Annotated in this window: 15 protein-coding genes; 11 read left to right on the top strand and 4 right to left on the bottom strand. The window is 43.7% G+C overall.

Annotation, left to right across the window (positions count from 1 at the left end; translation table 11 throughout):
* Positions 1–107: 107 nt before the first annotated feature.
* On the bottom strand, positions 108–587 hold the full coding sequence (locus FZC78_RS01695) for a GAF domain-containing protein (RefSeq protein ID WP_148937961.1): 480 nt from the start codon (positions 585–587) through the stop codon (positions 108–110).
* A 242-nt stretch (positions 588–829) separates the two neighbouring features.
* On the opposite strand from FZC78_RS01695, the gene refZ reads away from it, so the two are divergent.
* Positions 830–1477, top strand: a complete 648-nt coding sequence (gene refZ / locus FZC78_RS01690) for a forespore capture DNA-binding protein RefZ (protein WP_148937960.1) — start codon at positions 830–832, stop codon at positions 1475–1477.
* Here the strand turns inward: refZ and hisJ are convergent.
* A complete protein-coding gene (gene hisJ / locus FZC78_RS01685; RefSeq protein WP_148937959.1) occupies positions 1472–2263 on the bottom strand; it encodes a histidinol-phosphatase HisJ in 792 nt (263 codons plus the stop codon). The two genes, refZ and hisJ, sit on opposite strands and share 6 nt — an antisense overlap.
* A gap of 224 nt (positions 2264–2487) precedes the next feature.
* On the opposite strand from hisJ, the gene ezrA reads away from it, so the two are divergent.
* Entirely contained in the window at positions 2488–4185 is a 1698-nt protein-coding gene (gene ezrA, locus FZC78_RS01680) for a septation ring formation regulator EzrA (RefSeq protein ID WP_148937958.1), read from the top strand.
* Positions 4186–4540: 355 nt separating this feature from the next.
* Here ezrA and brnQ read toward each other — a convergent pair whose 3' ends face one another.
* Positions 4541–5872 (bottom strand): branched-chain amino acid transport system II carrier protein, encoded by a 1332-nt coding sequence (brnQ, locus tag FZC78_RS01675; RefSeq protein WP_148937957.1) that lies wholly within the window; start codon positions 5870–5872, stop codon positions 4541–4543.
* 424 nt (positions 5873–6296) lie between these two features.
* On the opposite strand from brnQ, the gene FZC78_RS01670 reads away from it, so the two are divergent.
* The 7 genes from FZC78_RS01670 to rarD all read left to right on the top strand — a co-directional run bounded on the left by FZC78_RS01670 (position 6297) and on the right by rarD (position 16052).
* Positions 6297–6983: a glycosyltransferase gene (locus tag FZC78_RS01670; RefSeq protein WP_148937956.1), complete on the top strand. Its 687-nt coding sequence runs from the start codon at positions 6297–6299 to the stop codon at positions 6981–6983.
* Between the two features lie 257 nt (positions 6984–7240).
* Positions 7241–8389 carry a cysteine desulfurase family protein gene (locus FZC78_RS01665; protein ID WP_148937955.1) on the top strand — a complete coding sequence of 383 codons (1149 nt, stop codon included), beginning with the start codon at positions 7241–7243 and terminating at the stop codon, positions 8387–8389.
* Positions 8386–9597, top strand: a complete 1212-nt coding sequence (gene thiI / locus FZC78_RS01660; RefSeq protein ID WP_148937954.1) for a tRNA uracil 4-sulfurtransferase ThiI — start codon at positions 8386–8388, stop codon at positions 9595–9597. The genes FZC78_RS01665 and thiI overlap by 4 nt, the downstream gene beginning before the upstream one ends.
* A gap of 86 nt (positions 9598–9683) precedes the next feature.
* A complete protein-coding gene (locus FZC78_RS01655; protein WP_148937953.1) occupies positions 9684–9890 on the top strand; it encodes an alpha/beta-type small acid-soluble spore protein in 207 nt (68 codons plus the stop codon).
* 1321 nt (positions 9891–11211) lie between these two features.
* On the top strand, positions 11212–12795 hold the full coding sequence (gene mbcS / locus FZC78_RS01650; RefSeq protein ID WP_148937952.1) for an acyl-CoA synthetase MbcS: 1584 nt from the start codon (positions 11212–11214) through the stop codon (positions 12793–12795).
* Positions 12796–13176: 381 nt separating this feature from the next.
* Positions 13177–14775, top strand: coding sequence for an amidohydrolase (locus FZC78_RS01645; protein ID WP_148937951.1), 1599 nt, complete (start codon positions 13177–13179; stop codon positions 14773–14775).
* A gap of 341 nt (positions 14776–15116) precedes the next feature.
* Positions 15117–16052 carry an EamA family transporter RarD gene (gene rarD, locus FZC78_RS01640; protein WP_148937950.1) on the top strand — a complete coding sequence of 312 codons (936 nt, stop codon included), beginning with the start codon at positions 15117–15119 and terminating at the stop codon, positions 16050–16052.
* Between the two features lie 356 nt (positions 16053–16408).
* On the opposite strand, the gene FZC78_RS01635 is transcribed toward rarD, so the two are convergent.
* Entirely contained in the window at positions 16409–17209 is an 801-nt protein-coding gene (locus tag FZC78_RS01635) for an NAD kinase (RefSeq protein ID WP_148937949.1), read from the bottom strand.
* Positions 17210–17418: 209 nt separating this feature from the next.
* On the opposite strand from FZC78_RS01635, the gene sppA reads away from it, so the two are divergent.
* Positions 17419–18429 carry a signal peptide peptidase SppA gene (sppA, locus tag FZC78_RS01630; RefSeq protein ID WP_148937948.1) on the top strand — a complete coding sequence of 337 codons (1011 nt, stop codon included), beginning with the start codon at positions 17419–17421 and terminating at the stop codon, positions 18427–18429.
* A 20-nt stretch (positions 18430–18449) separates the two neighbouring features.
* Positions 18450–18962, top strand: coding sequence for an RDD family protein (locus FZC78_RS01625; protein ID WP_148937947.1), 513 nt, complete (start codon positions 18450–18452; stop codon positions 18960–18962).
* Positions 18963–19189 lie beyond the last annotated feature (227 nt).

The raw sequence follows: 19189 nt of genomic DNA, 5'->3' as shown, positions 1-19189 counted from the left end.
AAGAAGAGCTTGAAGCAGAGTATGCACCTCATGTATGCCAACTTGTTACAAACACTCGTGCGATACCACAAAAAAAGCCGGAATCTCAAATCCCGGCTTTCTGCTCATTAAATATATTGAACTAATGCGGAAACAAACGCTTCCAGCTTAATTTTGTCTGTTTCATCAAATCTGCTTTTTTCAGGGCTGTCGATATCAAGGACACCGATCAACTCACCATCTTTAAGGATGGGTACGACAATTTCAGACTGGGAGGCTGCATCGCAGGCGATGTGGCCAGGGAAAGCGTGGACATCCTCTACTAAGTAAGTTTCGCGGTCTTTTGCTGCAGAGCCGCAAACTCCTCGTCCTACTGCGATTCGAACACATGCTGGAAGTCCTTGGAATGGCCCTAGTACAAGCTCGCCGTCTTCCATGAGGTAAAAGCCGACCCAGTTGATGCGGTCCAGAAATTGGTTGAGCAATGCAGAGGCGTTGCTCAAGTTGGCGATTTGGTTGCTTTCTCCTTCTAACAGGGCATGCAATTGCTTGATGACCAGGTCGTAATTTTCTTCGCGGGTACCTCGGTACATAGAAGTTTGAAACATGGAACTCCCTCATTTCTACAGGTTTTGATTTAAATAGCTTTAATTCTAGGAATTCCTACAAGTTGAGCAGGAATGTGTCGAGAAATACATAAAGGAATATCAGCTGCCATCCCGAATGTTTTATTTAGTAAGAAACAGATTCGCTTTTATTAAATGTCGCTAGTCTGCTGACCATCCTGATGAACCATTTTTAGCATATTTCCATTGGTGATTCAACTAATAAATTCGAAAGTAGTGAGAACATGGGAAAACCTGCTGCGCTGGGACTGACTAAAGAAAATATTCTCTTATCTGCTGTTTCACTATTTAATACTAAAGGATATAGCGGTACGTCAGTGAGGGATATTGCTAAAAAAGCATCGGTCAATGCTGCCAATATCTCCTACCATTTTAACGGCAAACAAGGATTGCTTGAATCCTGTTTCACCCGTTTTTTTGAATCTTATTTAGAGTGTCTTGAAAGGGAATCCGATAAATTGGATTACACCCCTGCAGATGAATGTTTGAAGAGAGCTGTTTTCAATGTTCTTCAGTTTCAAAGTGAAAACCACCTTCTCGCTCGTTTTGTCTGGAGGGAAATCTCCATCGATTCCCAGGTTGTCCGCGAGATTATTTCTTCTTACTTAATGAAAGAGCGCTACTTGCTGAAACGCTTTTTTGAAATGGGACTCGATCAAAATCGGTTCACGTCGATGCCGGTAAGCATTTTTATTATACAGTTGAAGTCGATGATGTCCATGCCATTCCTCAACAGCCAATATCTAAGGGAAGTATGGCATGTGTATCCTCAGGAACAGCACTTTGTGGACCGGTATTTTACATCACTGGAGCAATGGATCGACCAATGCCTGTTGATCAGGAGTGCAGTACCCAGGGTCTCGACCTTATAGATTCATTAGGTTCCTGCCTTGATTCAGGTCCTTCGCTTGATGTGCATCAGAACCATAAACAAGAGGGATTCCCATTTGCATAGCTTGGCGGGCAACTTCTGGAGGCGGATAAGAGACACCGCAGCCCTTTTTGAAAAATCCTGCACCGTTATAATCCAATTCCATTCCACACTTGGCGACTTCCTTCAGGATTTCGTCTATTTTCTTTTGGAACGATTCCTTGGGAGGGAAATCCTTTTTGAACTTATCGGCCAGTGTGATGTGCCCAATCCGGTTCGGTTTATAATTACCAAGGTCTGCTGTGACTGATTTTAATACCGTTGTATAGTAGGTTTGATGAATACTATCAACAGAGCCGTAGACTTCAATCATTTTTTCGAAGTTTCCGCTGCTGAAATCAAGGCAGTCATAGGTTCCGTCTTTGAGCAGAAAGTGGACCGAAAGAAGGCTGTCATCTAACAGGGGGCCGTAGGTATCGAGGAATTGTTTGGTTTCTGCCTCGTATCCTTCTATATAATCAATTTCCAATCCGCTTTTAATGGTGATTATATTTTGGAATTCCTTCTTTAGTTCTTCTAAATCCCTGAGGTACTCTTTCAAGTAGTCCTTCTTCATCCCACTGTCTTTATCAGGTACGGGATCCTCGAATCCTTCCGGAAGAGGCGCATGCTCCGTGAAGGTGATTTCATCATACCCCAGCTCAATGGCCCGGTTAATATATTCATAAAATGTATCTTTGGTCCCGTGGGGGCAATAGGGGCTGTGAATATGTCCGTCGATTTTCATGTAATCCCTCATTTCCTTTTACTGTCATATCCATATATAATAGTAAAATACCAATAAATTTGCCAAATAGGTAGCTTTTATAACGAAACTTCTATCAGAAGAGGAAAAATTGCAAATAAATCGTCAAAAATTGTCGTTATCATGGTATCATAAGAAAAGCTATGTTGTGAGATTTTACAGTTTTTACATAGAGCAGATAAAGTTGAAGAAGCAGGGGGCTTACGATGGAATTTATCATCGGAGGAATTATATTATTCATTATCCTATTTATCATCGGTTTTTTTATAAGAAGAAAATACTACCATCACGTTGACCGGCTTGAATCCTGGAAGGTCGACATCATGAACAGGCCCATCCTGGATGAACTGTCCAAGGTGAAGCAGCTTAACATGACTGGCCAGACAGAAGAACTCTTTGAAAAATGGCGCAAAGGCTGGGATGACATTGTCACAGTGGATCTTCCTGAAGTAGAAGAGCGCCTGTTCGAGTCAGAAGAGTATATCGATAAGTTTCGCTTTGGTTCTGCCAAAGAGGTTCTTGCGAGGATAGAAGAAATCCTGAACCAGACAGAAGACAAGATGGAAAGGATCCACTCGGAAGTAGAAGAGCTTGTCGGCAGTGAAGAAAAGAACAGGCTTGAGATTGAAGAGCTGCGGGAGGGCTTCCGAAAAAGCAGGAAGGCATTGCTTGCCCACCGCCATACGTATGGAAAAGCAGCATACGGACTTGAGGCAAAGCTGGATGAAATGTCGGAAAGAATTGAGAATTTCAATAAGCTGACTGAAGAAGGCAACTATTTGGAAGCGAGAGAGCTGGTCTTGGGCTTGACGGCTGATATCCAGGACATCGTCAATAAGATGGAATCCATCCCCGATTTGCTGACAGCCTGCCAGAATTCACTTCCTACTCAGCTTAGCGAAGTTGAGGCAGGATTTAAAGAGATGGAAGCTCAAGGATATGTATTGAAGCATCTTGGCATCAATACGGAAATCTCAAGATTGCGGGAAGAATTGGCTGCCTGCCTTGACTCACTCGAGAAGCTGCAAACCGATAAGGCAGCAGATGAAGTTGACCGCATGAAGGCAAATGTCGAACAATTGTATGACTTGCTTGAAAAAGAAGTTCTTGCAAAGCACTTTGTCCTGCAAAATGAAGAGCAGTCTTCCGAGCTGCTGGAAAATATTAAAGCGGTCAACAAAGAAATCAAGCTGGAAACTGAATTCGTTCAGCAGGGCTACCATCTTAGAGATGAAGATCTGCAGGTTCCGGTCGGGCTCGATAAAAAAATCAATACCTTGTTTAAACGTTTTCAGCAGCTTCAGGAAAAGGTGGATGAAAACGAGTCTGCTTATTCCTATTTAAGCGAAGAGCTGCAGGATATCAATCAGCAGCTTCAGCTGATTAAAAGCGAGCAAGCCGCTTTCTCTGAAAAACTGCAGGCTCTTCGAAAAGAAGAAATTGAAGCTAAGGAAAAGGTCGCGGAGCTTAAAAAGAAAATCGGGGAAGCGAGCCGAATGATTTCCAAAAGTAACGTACCTGGTCTTCCTACTGACTATAATGCCCTTCTCGAGGAGGCGCATAAGAATATCATTGAGGTTGTTCGTGCATTGGAAGAGAAGCCGCTCAATATGCCTGTTGTTCAGAAGTATTTAGAAAAAGCTGTGGATACGGTCGATCACTTTTACAAAAAGACATCAGACCTGATTGAAACCGTCATGCTTGCCGAAAAGGTGATCCAGTATGGAAATCGCTACCGCAGCAAGTATGGTGATGTCTCCCAGAAGCTTCAAAGAGCAGAGTCAGCGTTCAGAAGTTTTGATTACAGAGAAGCCTTGGAACAAGCAGCAACTGCTATTGAGGAAGTCGAACCAGGTGCCATCAAGAGAATTGAAGGCATTGTAAACGAAGAACTGAACGGTTAACGAAGAAAATCCCGGTACTGGCGGAAGCCAGCCCGGGATTTTTTTATTATTGTTTAAGAAATTTTAAATCACCCTCTGTGGATGACTTATGGCTATAATATCCATGTCCAGCTTCAGCGCCTAGCCCCTCGGGGTCAAATAACCCTCAGAGAATAAAAGGAAAGAGCGTCTTTTTTTCTCTGAGGAACATTTGCCTGTCGGGGCTGATCGAGGCGCTGAAGCTTTTGTTCCGTCCAGCTTCAGCGCCTAGCCCCTCGGGGTCAAATAACCCTCAGAGAATAAAAGGAAAGAGCGTCTTTTTTTCTCTGAGGACATTTGCCTGTCGGGGCTGATCGAGGCGCTGAAGCTTTTCTACTTATACTGGTTTCTTTTTTTCTCCTATGCCAGTAGAGATCAGGAAGCCGAGGATGCTTCCTATAACCGCCGGCAGCAGCCATCCGACCCCCTCAGTGAATAGAGGCAGAAAGCTTAAGGTGTTGTTTAAGCCTGAGAACTCAATTCCTGCGGTTTTTAAACCATCAATAAAGCTGATCAGGAAAGTAGATATCAAAGCCCCGATGTATACCCCTGAATAACCGTTGAACCAGTTATGCATGAATGAAAGGAGTATGAGCACGATGGCGAGAGGATAGATGACGATCAAGACCGGCAGTGAGACGGAAATCAGCTGTGTTAATCCAATATTCGCAATGGTCATACTGAAAATACTTATGACGATGACCAGCGTCCGGTATGAAACTGGAAGCAGCTTTGAAAAGTACTGGGAACAAGCGGATACAAGGCCAATCGAAGTGGTCAGGCATGCGAAAGTAATGGCAAGCCCCAAAATGATGGCGCCAATCTGTCCAAACAGATAATTTGCTGAACCAGACAGGATGGCTCCCCCGTTCTCCTTCAATCCAATTGCTTCTGTACTTGTCGCTCCAATATATCCAAGGGAGACATATACCAGTGCTAGGCCGGCAGCCGCAATGATACCGGCTAGTATACAGGCTTTTGTAATGAGAGCCTTGGATTCATAGCCTTTTTCCCTGAGGGTATTAATTATGACGATTCCAAACACAAGTGCGGCTATTGTATCCATCGTGAGGTACCCTTCAAGGAAGCCTTTGAAAAACGGACCATCTATATAGGCGCCGGAAGGACTTTGAAGGTCTCCCATAGGTGTCAGGATACTCTTAATCACCAGGATGGTTAGAATGGCCAGCAGTGCCGGGGTCAAAATCTTTCCAATCCTGTCAACAAGCTTTGCGGGATTCATGGCCAGCCAAATAGTCAGTCCGAAAAAGACAATCGTATAAATGAACAATGGTAATCCATATTTATTGATATCGTCTGCCAGGAAGGGAGTAACCCCTATTTCATAAGCGACCGTCCCGGTCCGGGGAATCCCGAAGAAAGGGCCGATTGCCAGATACATAATGACCGTAAAGACTACTCCGTAAACAGGATTGACTCTGTTTGCCAGTGTTTGCAGATCTCCACCCGTTTTGGCAATCGCAATGATTCCCATTAGGGGAAGCCCGACACCGGTAATCAAAAACCCGACAATCCCAACCCAGACGTTTTCTCCGGCCTGCTGGCCTAAAAATGGCGGGAAAATCATGTTTCCAGCACCAAGGAACAGAGCAAACAGCATAAGACCAACAGTGAATATTAAATTAAATGATAGCGCTTTCCTATTCATGTTTCATGCCCCCTAAACTTCAAGGTGAATCAAGCTGTTATATAGTATCACAGAAAAAGCGTAAATTGTCGAAATAATTAAAAGTTAAAAAATTCAGTATAATAAGAGGGTTGCTTGGGGAATCTCTTTTCTTGTTTACCCAAAATAAAGCAACTTGCCTTACAAGTCAAGGAGAGAACATCTCATGGGCACTGGAGGATTTTCTGCTGGTGGAAGAAAGAATGAAGGTGCTTTGCTCCACTAAAGCGATGAAAGGGACAGTCCCTCTGAGTGCTTAAAAGGGGTGAAGCGATTATCCTGGCTTCAAACCAAAAAGGGCACCAATACTCAATGGAGCTCTTACACGGTTTGTCCTGCAACCGCATATTGTAAAGTGAATGCTGAAAGGAAGCGGATTGATTTTTAGAAAGGAGATATTGATCCAATGGTTTCTATCATTACCTGTACGATAAGAGAAGAGTATATGGAGAACGTGTTTGAGAATTTCAGGCGGCAGCAATGGGAAACGAAGGAACTGATTGTTATTTTAAATAGAGATAATATGGACATAAATAAGTGGCGAGAAAAGGCTGAATCATACTCTAATGTTTCTGTCTATCAATTGCCGGAAAATACTTCGCTGGGGGAATGCTTGAACTATGGGATTAATCTGGCAGCACATCCGTACATCTCTAAGTTTGACGATGACGACTATTACTCACCTTACTATCTGAAACAGCAGATACATGCTTTGGAGGAAACAGGGGCGGCTGTCGTTGGGAAAAGCACTTCTTTTATTTACTTTGAAGGAAGCAAATCATTAAATCTTTTTTATCCTGGATTTGAAGATAAGTATGTAACCTTTATTCGCGGAGCAACATTAACTTTCAGGAAGAAACTGTGGGAAGAGTGCCATTTTACTAACGCCAATACAGGAGAAGATTCTCAATTTCTAAGTTACTGTATAAATAAAGGATATAAAATTTACGCCACCAGCCGATATAATTTTGTGAATAACCGCAGAGCTGATGCGAATTCTCATAGCATTACCTCTATTCATAACTATGTTAACCATTCAATTGAAGTTTGCAAGACAGATGATTATGAGCCATTGGTTACCAAACGCCTATAAGTGAATCGATGATCTGTATGCAAAAGAATTTGTGGGTTTATTCAGATTGCAAAGCAGGGGACAAAATCATTGGCGGTTTTGTCCTTCTTTGTGTCTTGCCGAGCTTTTTTTCAGATGGAGACCAGCCTTCTTGGAAGGAAAGCCGGCAGCCATGAAAAAATGAAATTTTTTTAATAGGAAATTTGTGATAATATTATCACTTGTAAACAATTGATTTACAGTCCTAATAAACTGAACCATCAGAAGGTGTATATAGAATGATTTATTTTGACAACAGTGCAACGACTAAACCATATAAAGAGGTAATCCATACATTCACAAAAGTGAACGAAGATTATTTTGCCAATCCCTCTTCTATTCATGCACTTGGCGGAAAAGTGGAATCCCTGATTTCAAAATCAAGAAAACAGGTTGCGGGTTTGCTCGGTATTAAAGAAACGGAAGTGTTTTTTACTTCAGGGGGAACAGAATCCAACAATCTTGCCTTGAAAGGAACAGCGCTTCAGTATCGAAATCGAGGCAGGCATATCATCACCTCTGCCATTGAACATCCGTCCATCCTTGAAACATGCGGACAACTAGAGAGACTAGGCTTCACTATTACCTATTTGCCGGTTGATTCAACTGGCTGTGTAAAAGTAGAGGATGTCGTGGACGCTATCAAAGATGAAACCATCTTGGTCTCCATTATGCATGTTAACAATGAAGTCGGAAGCATTCAGCCCATTGAGGAAATCGGAAACGCCCTTCATGCATTTCCAAAAATCATCTTTCATGTCGACCACATCCAGGGGTTAGGAAAAGTTCCGCTATCCTTTTATGAGTCAAGAGTAAATCTTTGCTCTATTTCCGGCCATAAGATTCATGGATTGAAAGGGACCGGGATGTTATATATTCAGGAAGGCTTGGAAATTTCCCCGCTGCTCTCAGGCGGTGAACAGGAAAGAAAGATCAGGAGCGGAACAGAAAATACAGGCGGCATTGTTTCTTTTGCAAAAGCATTAAGACTGCATTTCGAAAAAAGCGAGAGAGAACTTGGTGAGATGAAAAAGCTGAACTCCTATCTGCGTGATCAACTGAAAGAGACAGAGGGAATTACTATTCATTCTCCAGAAGCCGCTGCCCCTCATATCGTGAATTTTTCGGTACAGGATATCCGTGGAGAAATCCTTGTTCATGCCCTGGAAGAGTTTGATATCTTTGTATCGACGACCAGTGCCTGTTCTTCTAAAAAGAACGTGCCTTCAAGGACATTGCTCGGTATGGGTGTGGCTGAAACCCTTTTGGATACTTCCATCCGGGTCAGTTTTTCATTTGAAAATACAATAGAAGAAGTAGATAGTTTGTGCAAAGCATTAAAAACTGTAAAGAAAAATCTTGAGGAAACAACGAGGAGAAAAAGATGATATACGATCAAATATTAGTCCGCTATGGAGAAATATCAACAAAAGGGCGGAACCGCAAAGCGTTTACCAAGAAACTTAGAGAAAATATCCTGATGACGCTGAAGGATTTTTCAAATATCAAAATCAGTGCTACCCGGGACAGACTCCATATTTACCTGAATGGTGAGAATGGCGAAGAAGCACTAAAGAGATTGGCCAATGTTTTCGGCATTCAATCCTACAGCCCAGTGGTGAAAACCGGTAAAGACATGGAAGAAATTAATGAGGCAGCTCTTAATCTTGTCCAAAAATCGTTCTCAGAGGGCCGGACATTCAAAGTGGCGGCGAGAAGAGCGGATAAAACCTTCGAGCTGGATACCAATGAAATCAATTATGCAGTGGGTTCACATGTTCTTAAGAATACGGAGGGATTGACAGTCAATGTCAAAAATCCGGATATCAAGCTGAATGTGGAAATCAGAAAAGAGGGTGCCTATCTCTCCAGTGAAATTTATCCGGGAGCAGCCGGAATGCCGGCTGGAGCTAGTGGAAAAGCAATGCTGATGCTTTCAGGCGGGCTGGATAGTCCGGTTGCCGGGTATTTAACAATGAAACGCGGTGTAGAGATCGAGGCAGTCCACTTCCACAGTCCTCCTTTTACCAGTGAAAGAGCCAAGCAGAAAGTGATCGATCTTGCTAAATCTCTATCTGCTTTCAGCGGGAGCATCAAACTGCATGTTGTTCCATTTACTGAAATCCAGCAGACCGTCCACAGTCAGGTCCCTGAGAATTATACGATGACATCGACTAGAAGGATGATGCTCAGAATCACGGAGAAACTGAGGGAACAGCATGAGGGGCTTGGAATTGTAACGGGTGAAAGCTTGGGGCAGGTAGCAAGCCAGACCTTAGAAAGCATGCTTGCCATTAATGAGGTGACAAGCACACCAGTCCTCAGGCCTCTGATTGCAATGGACAAGCTGGATATCATCGATATTGCAAAGGAAATCGGTACCCATGATATCTCTATACTTCCATATGAAGACTGCTGCACGGTCTTTACGCCGCCAGCTCCGAAAACCAAGCCGAAAAGGGAAAAAATCCAGTACTATGAAAGCTTTGTGGATTTCGAATCCTTGATCAATAAAGCAGTGGAGGAAACCGAAACACTAGTGATCGAAGGCGGATTGCTGCAGACAGAACAAGACAATTTTGATGAACTGTTGTAATAAACATTAGGAAGAATTACCAATTATAAATCCGAATGAAGCCATGTATTTTCGCACATTCTATACTCACAAGGAGGTGAAAACACATGGCAAACAACAACAGTTCAAACCAACTAGTAGCTCCTGGAGCTCAACAAGCAATCGACCAAATGAAGTATGAAATCGCTTCTGAATTTGGTGTACAACTTGGTGCAGACACAACTGCACGCGCTAACGGATCTGTCGGTGGTGAAATCACTAAACGTTTAGTTCAAATGGCTGAACAACAAATCGGCGGCGGTTACCAACAGTAATCAACTAAATATTATGGCTACAAGGAGCGGGTTTTCCCGCTCCTTTTTGGTTTGTTTTTTTAGACACCATAGAAGGGAAAGTGTAGGGAAGGGGGAGTGGGAAGATTCAGGATAGAGGCATTTGAAGGGGCGATATGGAGTGCGGGTGGCACTCGGGAGGGGAACGAGAGACACCTGGAGTGCGAAAAAGGGGTTCAGGTGTCACTCGGAGAGGCAACGAGTGATATCAGAAGGGCCGAAAAGGGGTGTAGGTGTCCCTCAAGCGAAATACGAGGGACACCAGAAGGGCCAAAAAGGGGTTCAGGTGTCACTCGAGCGAGAAACGAGAGACACCAGAGGGTCCAAAAGGTGATGCAGGTGTCACTCGAGAGGGAGACGAGGGACACCAGGAGGTCAAAAATGCGATGCAGGTGTCCCTCAAGCGAAATACGAGGGACACCAGAAGGGCCAAAAAGGGGTTCAGGTGTCACTCGAGAGGAATACGAGAGACACCAGGAGGTCAAAAATGCGATGCAGGTGTCACTCGAGCGAGAAACGAGAGACACCAGAGGGTCCAAAAGGTGATGCAGGTGTCACTCGAGAGGGAGACGAGAGACACCAGGAGGCCAAAAATGCGATGCAGGTGTCACTCGAGCGAGAAACGAGAGACACCAGGAGGCCAAAAATGCGATGCAGGTGTCACTCGAGCGAGAAACGAGAGACACCAGGGGGTCCAAAAGGTGATGCAGGTGTCACTCGAGAGGGAGACGAGAGACACCAGAGGGTCCAAAAGGTGATGCAGGTGTCACTCGAGAGGGAGACGAGGGACACCAGAGGGGTCAAAAAGTGATGCAGGTGTCACTCGAGCGAGAAACGAGAGACACCTGAAGGTTAAAAAAGGGGTTCAGGTGTCTCTCGAGAGTGATGCGAGAGACACCAGGAGGTCAAAAAAGGGGTTCAGGTGTCACTCGAGAGGAATACGAGAGACACCAGGAGGTCAAAAATGCGATGCAGGTGTCACTCGAGCGAGAAACGAGAGACACCAGAGGGTCCAAAAGGTGATGCAGGTGTCACTCGAGAGGGAGACGAGGGACACCAGAGGGGTCAAAAAGTGATGCAGGTGTCCTTCGGAGAGGCAACGAGTGACACCAGAAGGTCGAAAAAGGGGTTCAGGTGTCCTTCGATCAAGAAACCAAAGACACCAGAAAGGCCAAAAAGAGGAGCCGGCATCTCTAAAGCTGTATAAACACCAAAAGCGTTCAAAAGTCCCCCCGGTAAATAATTTTAAATATTATAAAAATTTAGTATAATAGAGTGGAATGAACATCAAAGGGGGAGAATCATGAGAAGAGAAGATTTGCTTTCACCGGAAAAATACAATTTAGTCAGTGAAGTGGAGAAATTCGCAGGTGATCCTGGCAACAAGGCGATTTTATGGAAAAGCGAACAAGGGGAAGAGAAAGAAATTACATATGAACATCTGATGAAAAATGCGAATAAAATTGGAAACGCCTTCATGAATCATGGCTTGGAAAAAGGGGATGTTGTCCTTGTCATGATTCCAAGGCTGATCGAGGCCTATGAAACATATGTTGCGGCACTGAAAGCAGGTCTTGTGGTCATTCCGAGTTCAGAAATGCTTCGGTCAAAAGACCTTAAGTACCGGATTGAGCATGGAGATGTTAAAGCGATTGTTTCCTATGCACCTTTTACCGATCAGTTTGATGAAGTGGAGGAAAGCAAAGCTCTGAAGAAGTTTGTGATCGGAGCAGAAAAAGAAGGATGGCTTTCGCTAGATGTCTTAAAAACGGAAGCATCTGATGAACTGGAGCTTGCTGATACTAAGCGTGATGATATGGCGTTCCTCTCTTATACATCGGGAACGACGGGCAATCCAAAAGGAGTCGTCCATACACATGGATGGGCTTATGCACATTTGCGCACAGCGGCAAAAAAATGGCTGAGCATTGAAGAGGGAGACACTGTATGGGCTACGGCCGGACCTGGCTGGCAAAAGTGGATTTGGAGTCCGTTCCTGTCGGTTTTGGGTTCAGGAGCCACCGGGTTGGTGTATCAAGGTAAATTTGATCCGGAAACGTATCTGCAGATGCTGGAGGACCATGGAGTCAACGTTTTGTGTTGTACACCGACAGAGTACCGGCTGATGGCCAAAGTGAATGATCTTGGGAAGTATAATCTTCAGCATCTTCACAGTGCGGTCTCTGCTGGGGAGCCTCTGAACAGGGAAGTCATCGATGCTTTTCAAAAACATTTTAATGTGGAAGTCAGGGATGGATACGGACAGACGGAAAACACGCTGCTTGTCGGCATCATGAAAGGGATGGAACTGAAGCCTGGTTCTATGGGAAAACCAACTCCTGGAAACTCCGTAGAAATCATTGATGAAGAGGGAAATCCATGCCCTCCTGGAGAAGTTGGTGATATTGCTGTGCATACGGATACACCTGCATTATTTAAAAATTATTATAAAGATCCGGAAAGAACTGCAATGCAATTCCGCGGTGATTACTACATTACAGGCGATAAAGCGAAGAAGGATGAGGAAGGGTACTTCTGGTTTGAAGGCAGGGGAGATGACATTATCATCAGTTCCGGCTATACAATTGGTCCGTTTGAAGTAGAGGATGCACTCGTCAAGCACCCATCCGTGAAAGAGTGCGCAGTCGTTGCAAGTCCAGATGAAGTTAGGGGAAATATCGTCAAGGCTTTTGTCGTACTCAGGGACGGAGTGAACCAGGAAGATCCCGATTTAGTGAAAAATCTTCAGGAACATGTGAAGGAATTAACGGCGCCTTATAAATATCCGAGAAAGATTGAATTCCTTGAAGAGCTTCCTAAAACTACTTCAGGAAAAATCAGGAGAATCGAATTGAGGCAGAATGAAAGAAAAGCATTGAAGAGCTAATGATTTGATATTTCAGAAAACGAAATCCTTTAAAGTATTAAAGCGTTATAGTAAAATGAAATAGACAGAAATGACGGGAGTGGCTCCCGGTCTCGATAGAGAAGCGAATTCTGAAACATCCTCTATCAGGACGGTGAGCCAGTCCTTTTTTGTATAGGCTCTTTCGTAAACTTTGTTGCTATTGATACTAATTCCAAAAAATAACAATCACAAGAAGGAAAAAATACGCTAATATCGAAAAGAAAAGAGCTACTCTTCCACGATAAGAGATAAAACTCTTAGTATCCGGGGGAAAATCCGGCTCTTGGGATTTTTCCGAAAGCAACAATATATGCGAAAATAGCCTTTGTATAGAAAATGCTGGGACAAGGAGTTTTTATAATGGGAACGTTATGGTTTAACGGAAAATTTTATACAATGACTGAAGAAGGGACTTCAGTGGAAGCTGTTTTTACAAAGAATGGATATATTACAGGAACGGGATCAGTACAGGAACTGGAAGCCAAATATGCAGATTTGATCTCAGACAGAGTCGACCTGCAGGGAAATACCGTTTACCCTGGATTTGTCGACAGTCATATGCATCTTATTGGCCATGGTGAAACTTTGATTCGTCTGGATCTTTCAAAAATGAATACGAAGGAACAGGTATTGCAGGCGATTAAAGAAAAAGCCGCGGCTACTCCAGAGGGAAACTGGGTGATCGGTGAGGGCTTTAATGAAAACTTGTGGGAAGATAGTGAAGTTGTAACAAGGCAGGAAATCGATGCAGTCGTTCCGGATCAGCCGGTCCTTCTGAAACGCATCTGCCGCCACGCCATGGTAGCCAATTCGAGGGCATTGGAAATGGCGGGAATTAATCTTGATACGCAAAATCCTCCTGGAGGACTTATTGAAAAAAATGAAGAAGGCGAGCTGAATGGTGTTTTAAAGGACACAGCACAAGACCTGCTGGTGGATGCAATGCCTTCCCCTACAGGAGAGTATCTTGAAGGAGCCATGACAAAGGCGATTGAGAATTGCTGGAAACTGGGACTCGTCGGCGGGCATACAGAGGACCTCAGTTATTATGGGAACTTTGAAAAAACCTATCAGACCTTTTTGAATGTCATTGAGAAGAATGGAAAAAAATTCAGGTCCCACCTGCTTGTCCATCAGGCAGTCATCGAAGATTGGAATGACGCAGGCAATACTTTTATGGGCGGAACATCACTAGTAGAGTTCGGGGCAATGAAAATATTCGCTGACGGTGCACTGGGAGGAAGGACTGCTTTATTGAGCCACCCTTATAATGATGATCCATCCACCAATGGAGTCGCCATCCACACACAGGAAAGACTGACCGAGCTCGTTAAAAAAGCAAGAGAACTACAGCTGCCGATCGCTGTGCATACAATAGGTGATCAAGCGTTTGAAAATGTGCTGGATGTGGTGGAAGCTTACCCAACATTCAATGGAAGAAGAGACCGTTTTATCCATGCACAGCTGCTGCGGAGAGAGCTAATTGACAGAATTAAGAAGCTTCCGCTTATCCTTGATATACAGCCGAGATTTGTTCCTTCTGATTTCCCTTGGGTGATCGATAGAGTCGGGGAAGAAAATATGGAGTATAACTACGCCTGGAAGACGCTTCTGGATGAAGGGATTCCATGTGCCGGCGGATCGGATGCACCGATCGAGCCTGTCGATCCATTGCTTGGCATGCATGCCGCAGTAACGAGAACCAATCCTTTAGATCCTCAAAAGACGGTCTATATGGAGGACCAGCGTCTTTCTATGTATGAAGCTGTTTCTTTGTTCACCAAAGGAAGTGCCTATGCCTGTCATCATGAAGATGACCATGGCATGATCAAAGAAGGCTACCGAGCAGATTTCACTGTTTTTCCTAAAGATTTATTCAAAATCGATCCAGAGGAACTTCTGGGCATGGAAGTGGAAATGACCATCGTGGATGAAACGGTTGTTTACAAAAAAGCATAAATAGTTTCGAAGGTGCCGTGCGTTCTTTGGCACCTTTTTTTGATGCAGTTGAGCGTAAATGTCTGGCTGAATTTGCAAAGCAGGAATGCGGGCCGATGAAAAGGCGGAAAGAAAAAGATAATGGACCGTAAACGCGGAATGTAGGCCAATGAGAAGGTGGAATCAAGAAGATAGCGGCCCGCAAATCAGGAATACGGGTGAATAAGAAGAAGATTAGCGGTCTGAAAAATCAGAAACGCAGTCTAAATCATTCCTCTTAAAGAAGGTGCAAGAAAAAAATCAGATTGCCCTTTAGGGGCAACCGAGATATAATAATATTATTTCGAAAACGGAAATATATTTTGAAGGGGGTGGCCGGCATTCGTACAGAAGAACAATCGGGAATTATTTATACTGCATTTTCATATTTTCTCTGGGGAATATTGCCGATTTATTGGAAGTGGCTGGATCATGTACCGGCAGATGAAATATTGGCAAACAGGATATTCTGGTCATTCTGGTTTATGATTGTCTTTTTAATTGTCATTAAGAAATTCCCGGAATTTTGGAAAATGATCAAGGGAATGATGAAAACCAAAAAGAAGCTGGCTGCCCTGGCAACGGCATCGCTTCTTATCAGTTTAAATTGGTTTATCTATATATGGGCTGTGAATACCGATCAAATGGTAGAGGCAAGTCTGGGATATTATATCAATCCTCTTGTCAGTGTATTGCTTGGGGTTTTCATTTTAAGAGAAAAAATGACGAAAGCACAAGTGATTTCTTTTGTTCTCGCTGCGGCGGGAGTTCTGGTGTTGACCGCGTCGTATGGAAGATTTCCATGGATAGCCGTAGGACTGGCTGTTTCCTTTGGTCTATACGGGTTAGCGAAAAAGCTGATCAAGGTCGATTCAGATATTGGATTGACTCTTGAAACCATGGCAACGGCGCCTTTTGCCCTTATCTATCTAATCTATTTGTCCTCCCAGGGGAACATCTCCTTGTTTCATCTGTCGGCAGGAACGGATTGGTTGTTGATTGCCGGCGGGGCTGTGACGGCTGTACCGCTGCTTTATTTTGCCAAAGGAGCTCAAAGGATCCCGCTTTATATGGTCGGATTCCTTCAGTACATTGCTCCGACGCTGACACTGATTCTGGGTGTTTTCTTCTACGGGGAACCTTTCACCCAAACCCACCTGGTGGCATTCGCGTTCATTTGGTCAGCTTTGACTATCTTCTCCGTCTCCAGGATGAAGAGGGTGAAACGAAGAACGAAGGCACAGGAGAAGTGTGCGTAAGGTGTATATGCGAGCTGGTGCCTAATGGGGTGCCAGTTTCAAGTAGTAGTACTAAGAAACACCACGAAAATCCCAGGCATCTGGGCATTCTTCGTGGTGTTTTTGTCTTTGCTGAAAATATAGCTGTATATATCACAGCACTGCTTGATTTCCTGCCTTATAAAAGGCTCTTTTCGTAGACTTTGCTGCTATTTCACACTAATTCCCAAGAAATAACCCTAATTCCCGGATATAACCCCGTAAATAGGAAAAGAAAAGAGCTGCTCTCCCCAATTAGAAAGTAATACCTCAGTATCCAGGGGAAGAATTCGGTTCTTGGGATTTTTCTAAAAGCAACAATTTATGCGAAAACAGCTTTATAAAAACGTTCTCTTCACTTTTTCCCAGAAGGAGTTATCTTTAAGTTTAACGGTTTTAATTTTTTCCTCGCTAAGGGTGATTTCGACATGTTTAACGTGCTGGATTCCCAATGCTTCGTTATCCATTCCCATAGAAGGATAATCATTGCCGTCTTGTACAATTTCAAGTTTCAGCTTGCGGTTACCGCTCAGGATGAAGGAAGATCCGAGTGTGCGGTAGCGGTTATTGTTCAATGACGCCAGTTCGCTTACTTGCAGGCAGGGGAGCATCGGATCGACGACCGCTCCGTTCACTGATTTGTTATAAGCCGTGCTTCCTGTCGGAGTGGCGATCACCATTCCGTCTCCGCGGAAGGTTTCGAAGTGCAGGTCATCAATATGTACTTCGATTACGAAGGTCTTAATGATGCCAGATCTGATGCTGAATTCATTCAGGCATTTAAAAGTGGTTTCATCATCGACAGATACATCGATTGTCGGGTAACGGCGGACTTCGATTTGCTCCTCTGTCATTGCCTTGATCATCTTTTCCATATCATCTATATGGAAATCACAATACATACTTAAGCTTCCGGTTGTTGAGATTCCTGCATATAAACAATCCTGGCGGAATCCTGTATTGCGGACTGCCTGAAGGAATGCTCCGTCTCCTCCCACGCTGACAACGATGTTGGCATCATTGGCATTTTTAACAATGGTAAAGCCGTGCTTCTGGGCAAGTTGAGATAACTCTTCTACTTTTTGGAGTGTTTCTTCGTCTTTTAGCGTGTAAAAGTATAGGTTGCGTCTTTCATTCATGTTATTGCCTCCTCAAAAATTACTCATCCATTTCGGACGAAATTTTTCCAATCACGATAGATTTTGCTAGAATAGTGATTATATGCAAAGTGCTGCTCTCTTGGTGAATTTCTATGAGGCGGATTCTTATGATTATTTTATCATGATAGTGAAACTTTATGATAGCGATGTACGTATGCATCATGAAGAGAAAAAAGGAGGAACTACATATGAGTGGAAAACGTTGGACGGCTCTAGGGATAGCTGCCGGATTATTTTTATTTTCCGTTTTAGTCAATTTTGCGAGTTCTGCTGCGTCAAATGACTTTAGCGCAGCTTTTGAAGAAATGTTTGCCGGTACGGAAAATCCTTTCGCTGAAGAAATCATTGAAGACGGCAGCAGCAGCAAAAGAATTGCAGTATTAGAGGTGGACGGTGTCATCCAGGATGTCAATACGGCAGCTTCCATCTTTGAGAGCTCCGGATATAATCATGAAATTTTCATGGAGCAGCTGAAAACAGTTCAGGAAGATGACAGCATCAAAGGGGTTATCCTGAAAGTGAATACTCCTGGCGGGGGCGTTGTGGAAAGTGCCCAAATCCACGAACAGCTTGTCGAGATACAAGAAGAATCAGAGAAACCAATCTATGTTTCAATGGGATCCATGGCTGCCTCAGGCGGTTACTATATTTCTGCACCTGCAGAGAAAATTTTTGCCAGCAGAGAAACGCTCACAGGATCACTGGGTGTTATCATGCAAAGTGTCAACTATTCTGAGCTGGCTGAAAAATACGGAGTTGATTTTGTCACAATCAAAAGCGGTCCTCACAAAGATATCATGAGCCCGACGAGAGAAATGACAGAAGAAGAGAGGGAAATCCTGCAGTCCATGGTCAACAATTCCTATGAAGGATTTGTCGATGTCATCGCTCAAGGGCGCGGAATGTCTGAAGAACAGGTAAGACAAATTGCGGACGGCCGAGTATATGATGGAATTCAGGCAAAAGAAAACAATTTGATTGATGGATTTGGATATGTGGAAGATGTTATTCAGGAAATGAAGAAAGACCTTGAACTTAAAAATGCCCAGGTAATCGAGTATACGAGTGATGGCGGGTTTGGTTCTTTATTAAATATGGGTGCCCAAAGGCTGGCTGGAGGAGATATCCAGGCAGCGGCATTAATGAAAATTCTTTCTCAGCCAAATTCACCGCGCCTGATGTATCTCTATGCGGAATAACTTAAGAGGAGGTGCCGTTCATGAGTGAGTTTGAAAATCAGGAAGAAATTGCAGCAACCGTGAAGGAAAAGAAAGAGACTGATCTGGGAATAGTTGAACTTGGTGGTTTCTGGATGAGATTCTGGGCCTATCTCCTGGATTTAATCGTGATTTCAAGTATTGGAAGACTGATTGTCTATCCGATATTTAGAGCGTTGGACTTGTCGCTAATGAAGGATGATATGTTTGCACCCATTTCCATATTAAGTGCAATCATCTTTTACGGCTACTTTGTACTGATGACCAGGTATTTCGGACAGACGCTTGGAAAGATGGCGTTTGGCTTGAAGGTCATTGAACTGGATGGAAAAACTCTGCAATGGAGCACAATTCTCTTCAGGGAATTGATTGGGAGATTTATCTCTGCGAGTTTCTTTGTTTTATACATTGTTGTGGCCTTTACGAACAAGAAGCAGGGAATTCATGATTTGTTTGCGGATACTACCGTGATTCGGGAGAAACGTGCAGCGTTGTTTAAACCGGTAAATGCATAGATATTACCTGCATCTAGTTTGCAGAATATAAAAATACAGAAGAAGCAGCTGTCCCCGGATGGCTGCTTTTTCTATTTGAGCGCATTAGGAAAGGATTTTAAGCTGATGAGGTAAGAAAAAAATCCATCCTTAAAGTTAAACCTCCCCCTTATCAAAAGTTTCATTTTTCCTTCAATTATCGAAAGACGGATAACCTGCCCCCTCAAACTCTTTTATCATTCATCGCC

The organism is Rossellomorea vietnamensis (assembly GCF_008180415.1).
Classification (GTDB): domain Bacteria; phylum Bacillota; class Bacilli; order Bacillales; family Bacillaceae_B; genus Rossellomorea; species Rossellomorea vietnamensis_C.
The sequence above is the reverse complement of the archived record's forward strand: the minus strand, read 5'-3'. Positions and strand labels throughout refer to the sequence as shown.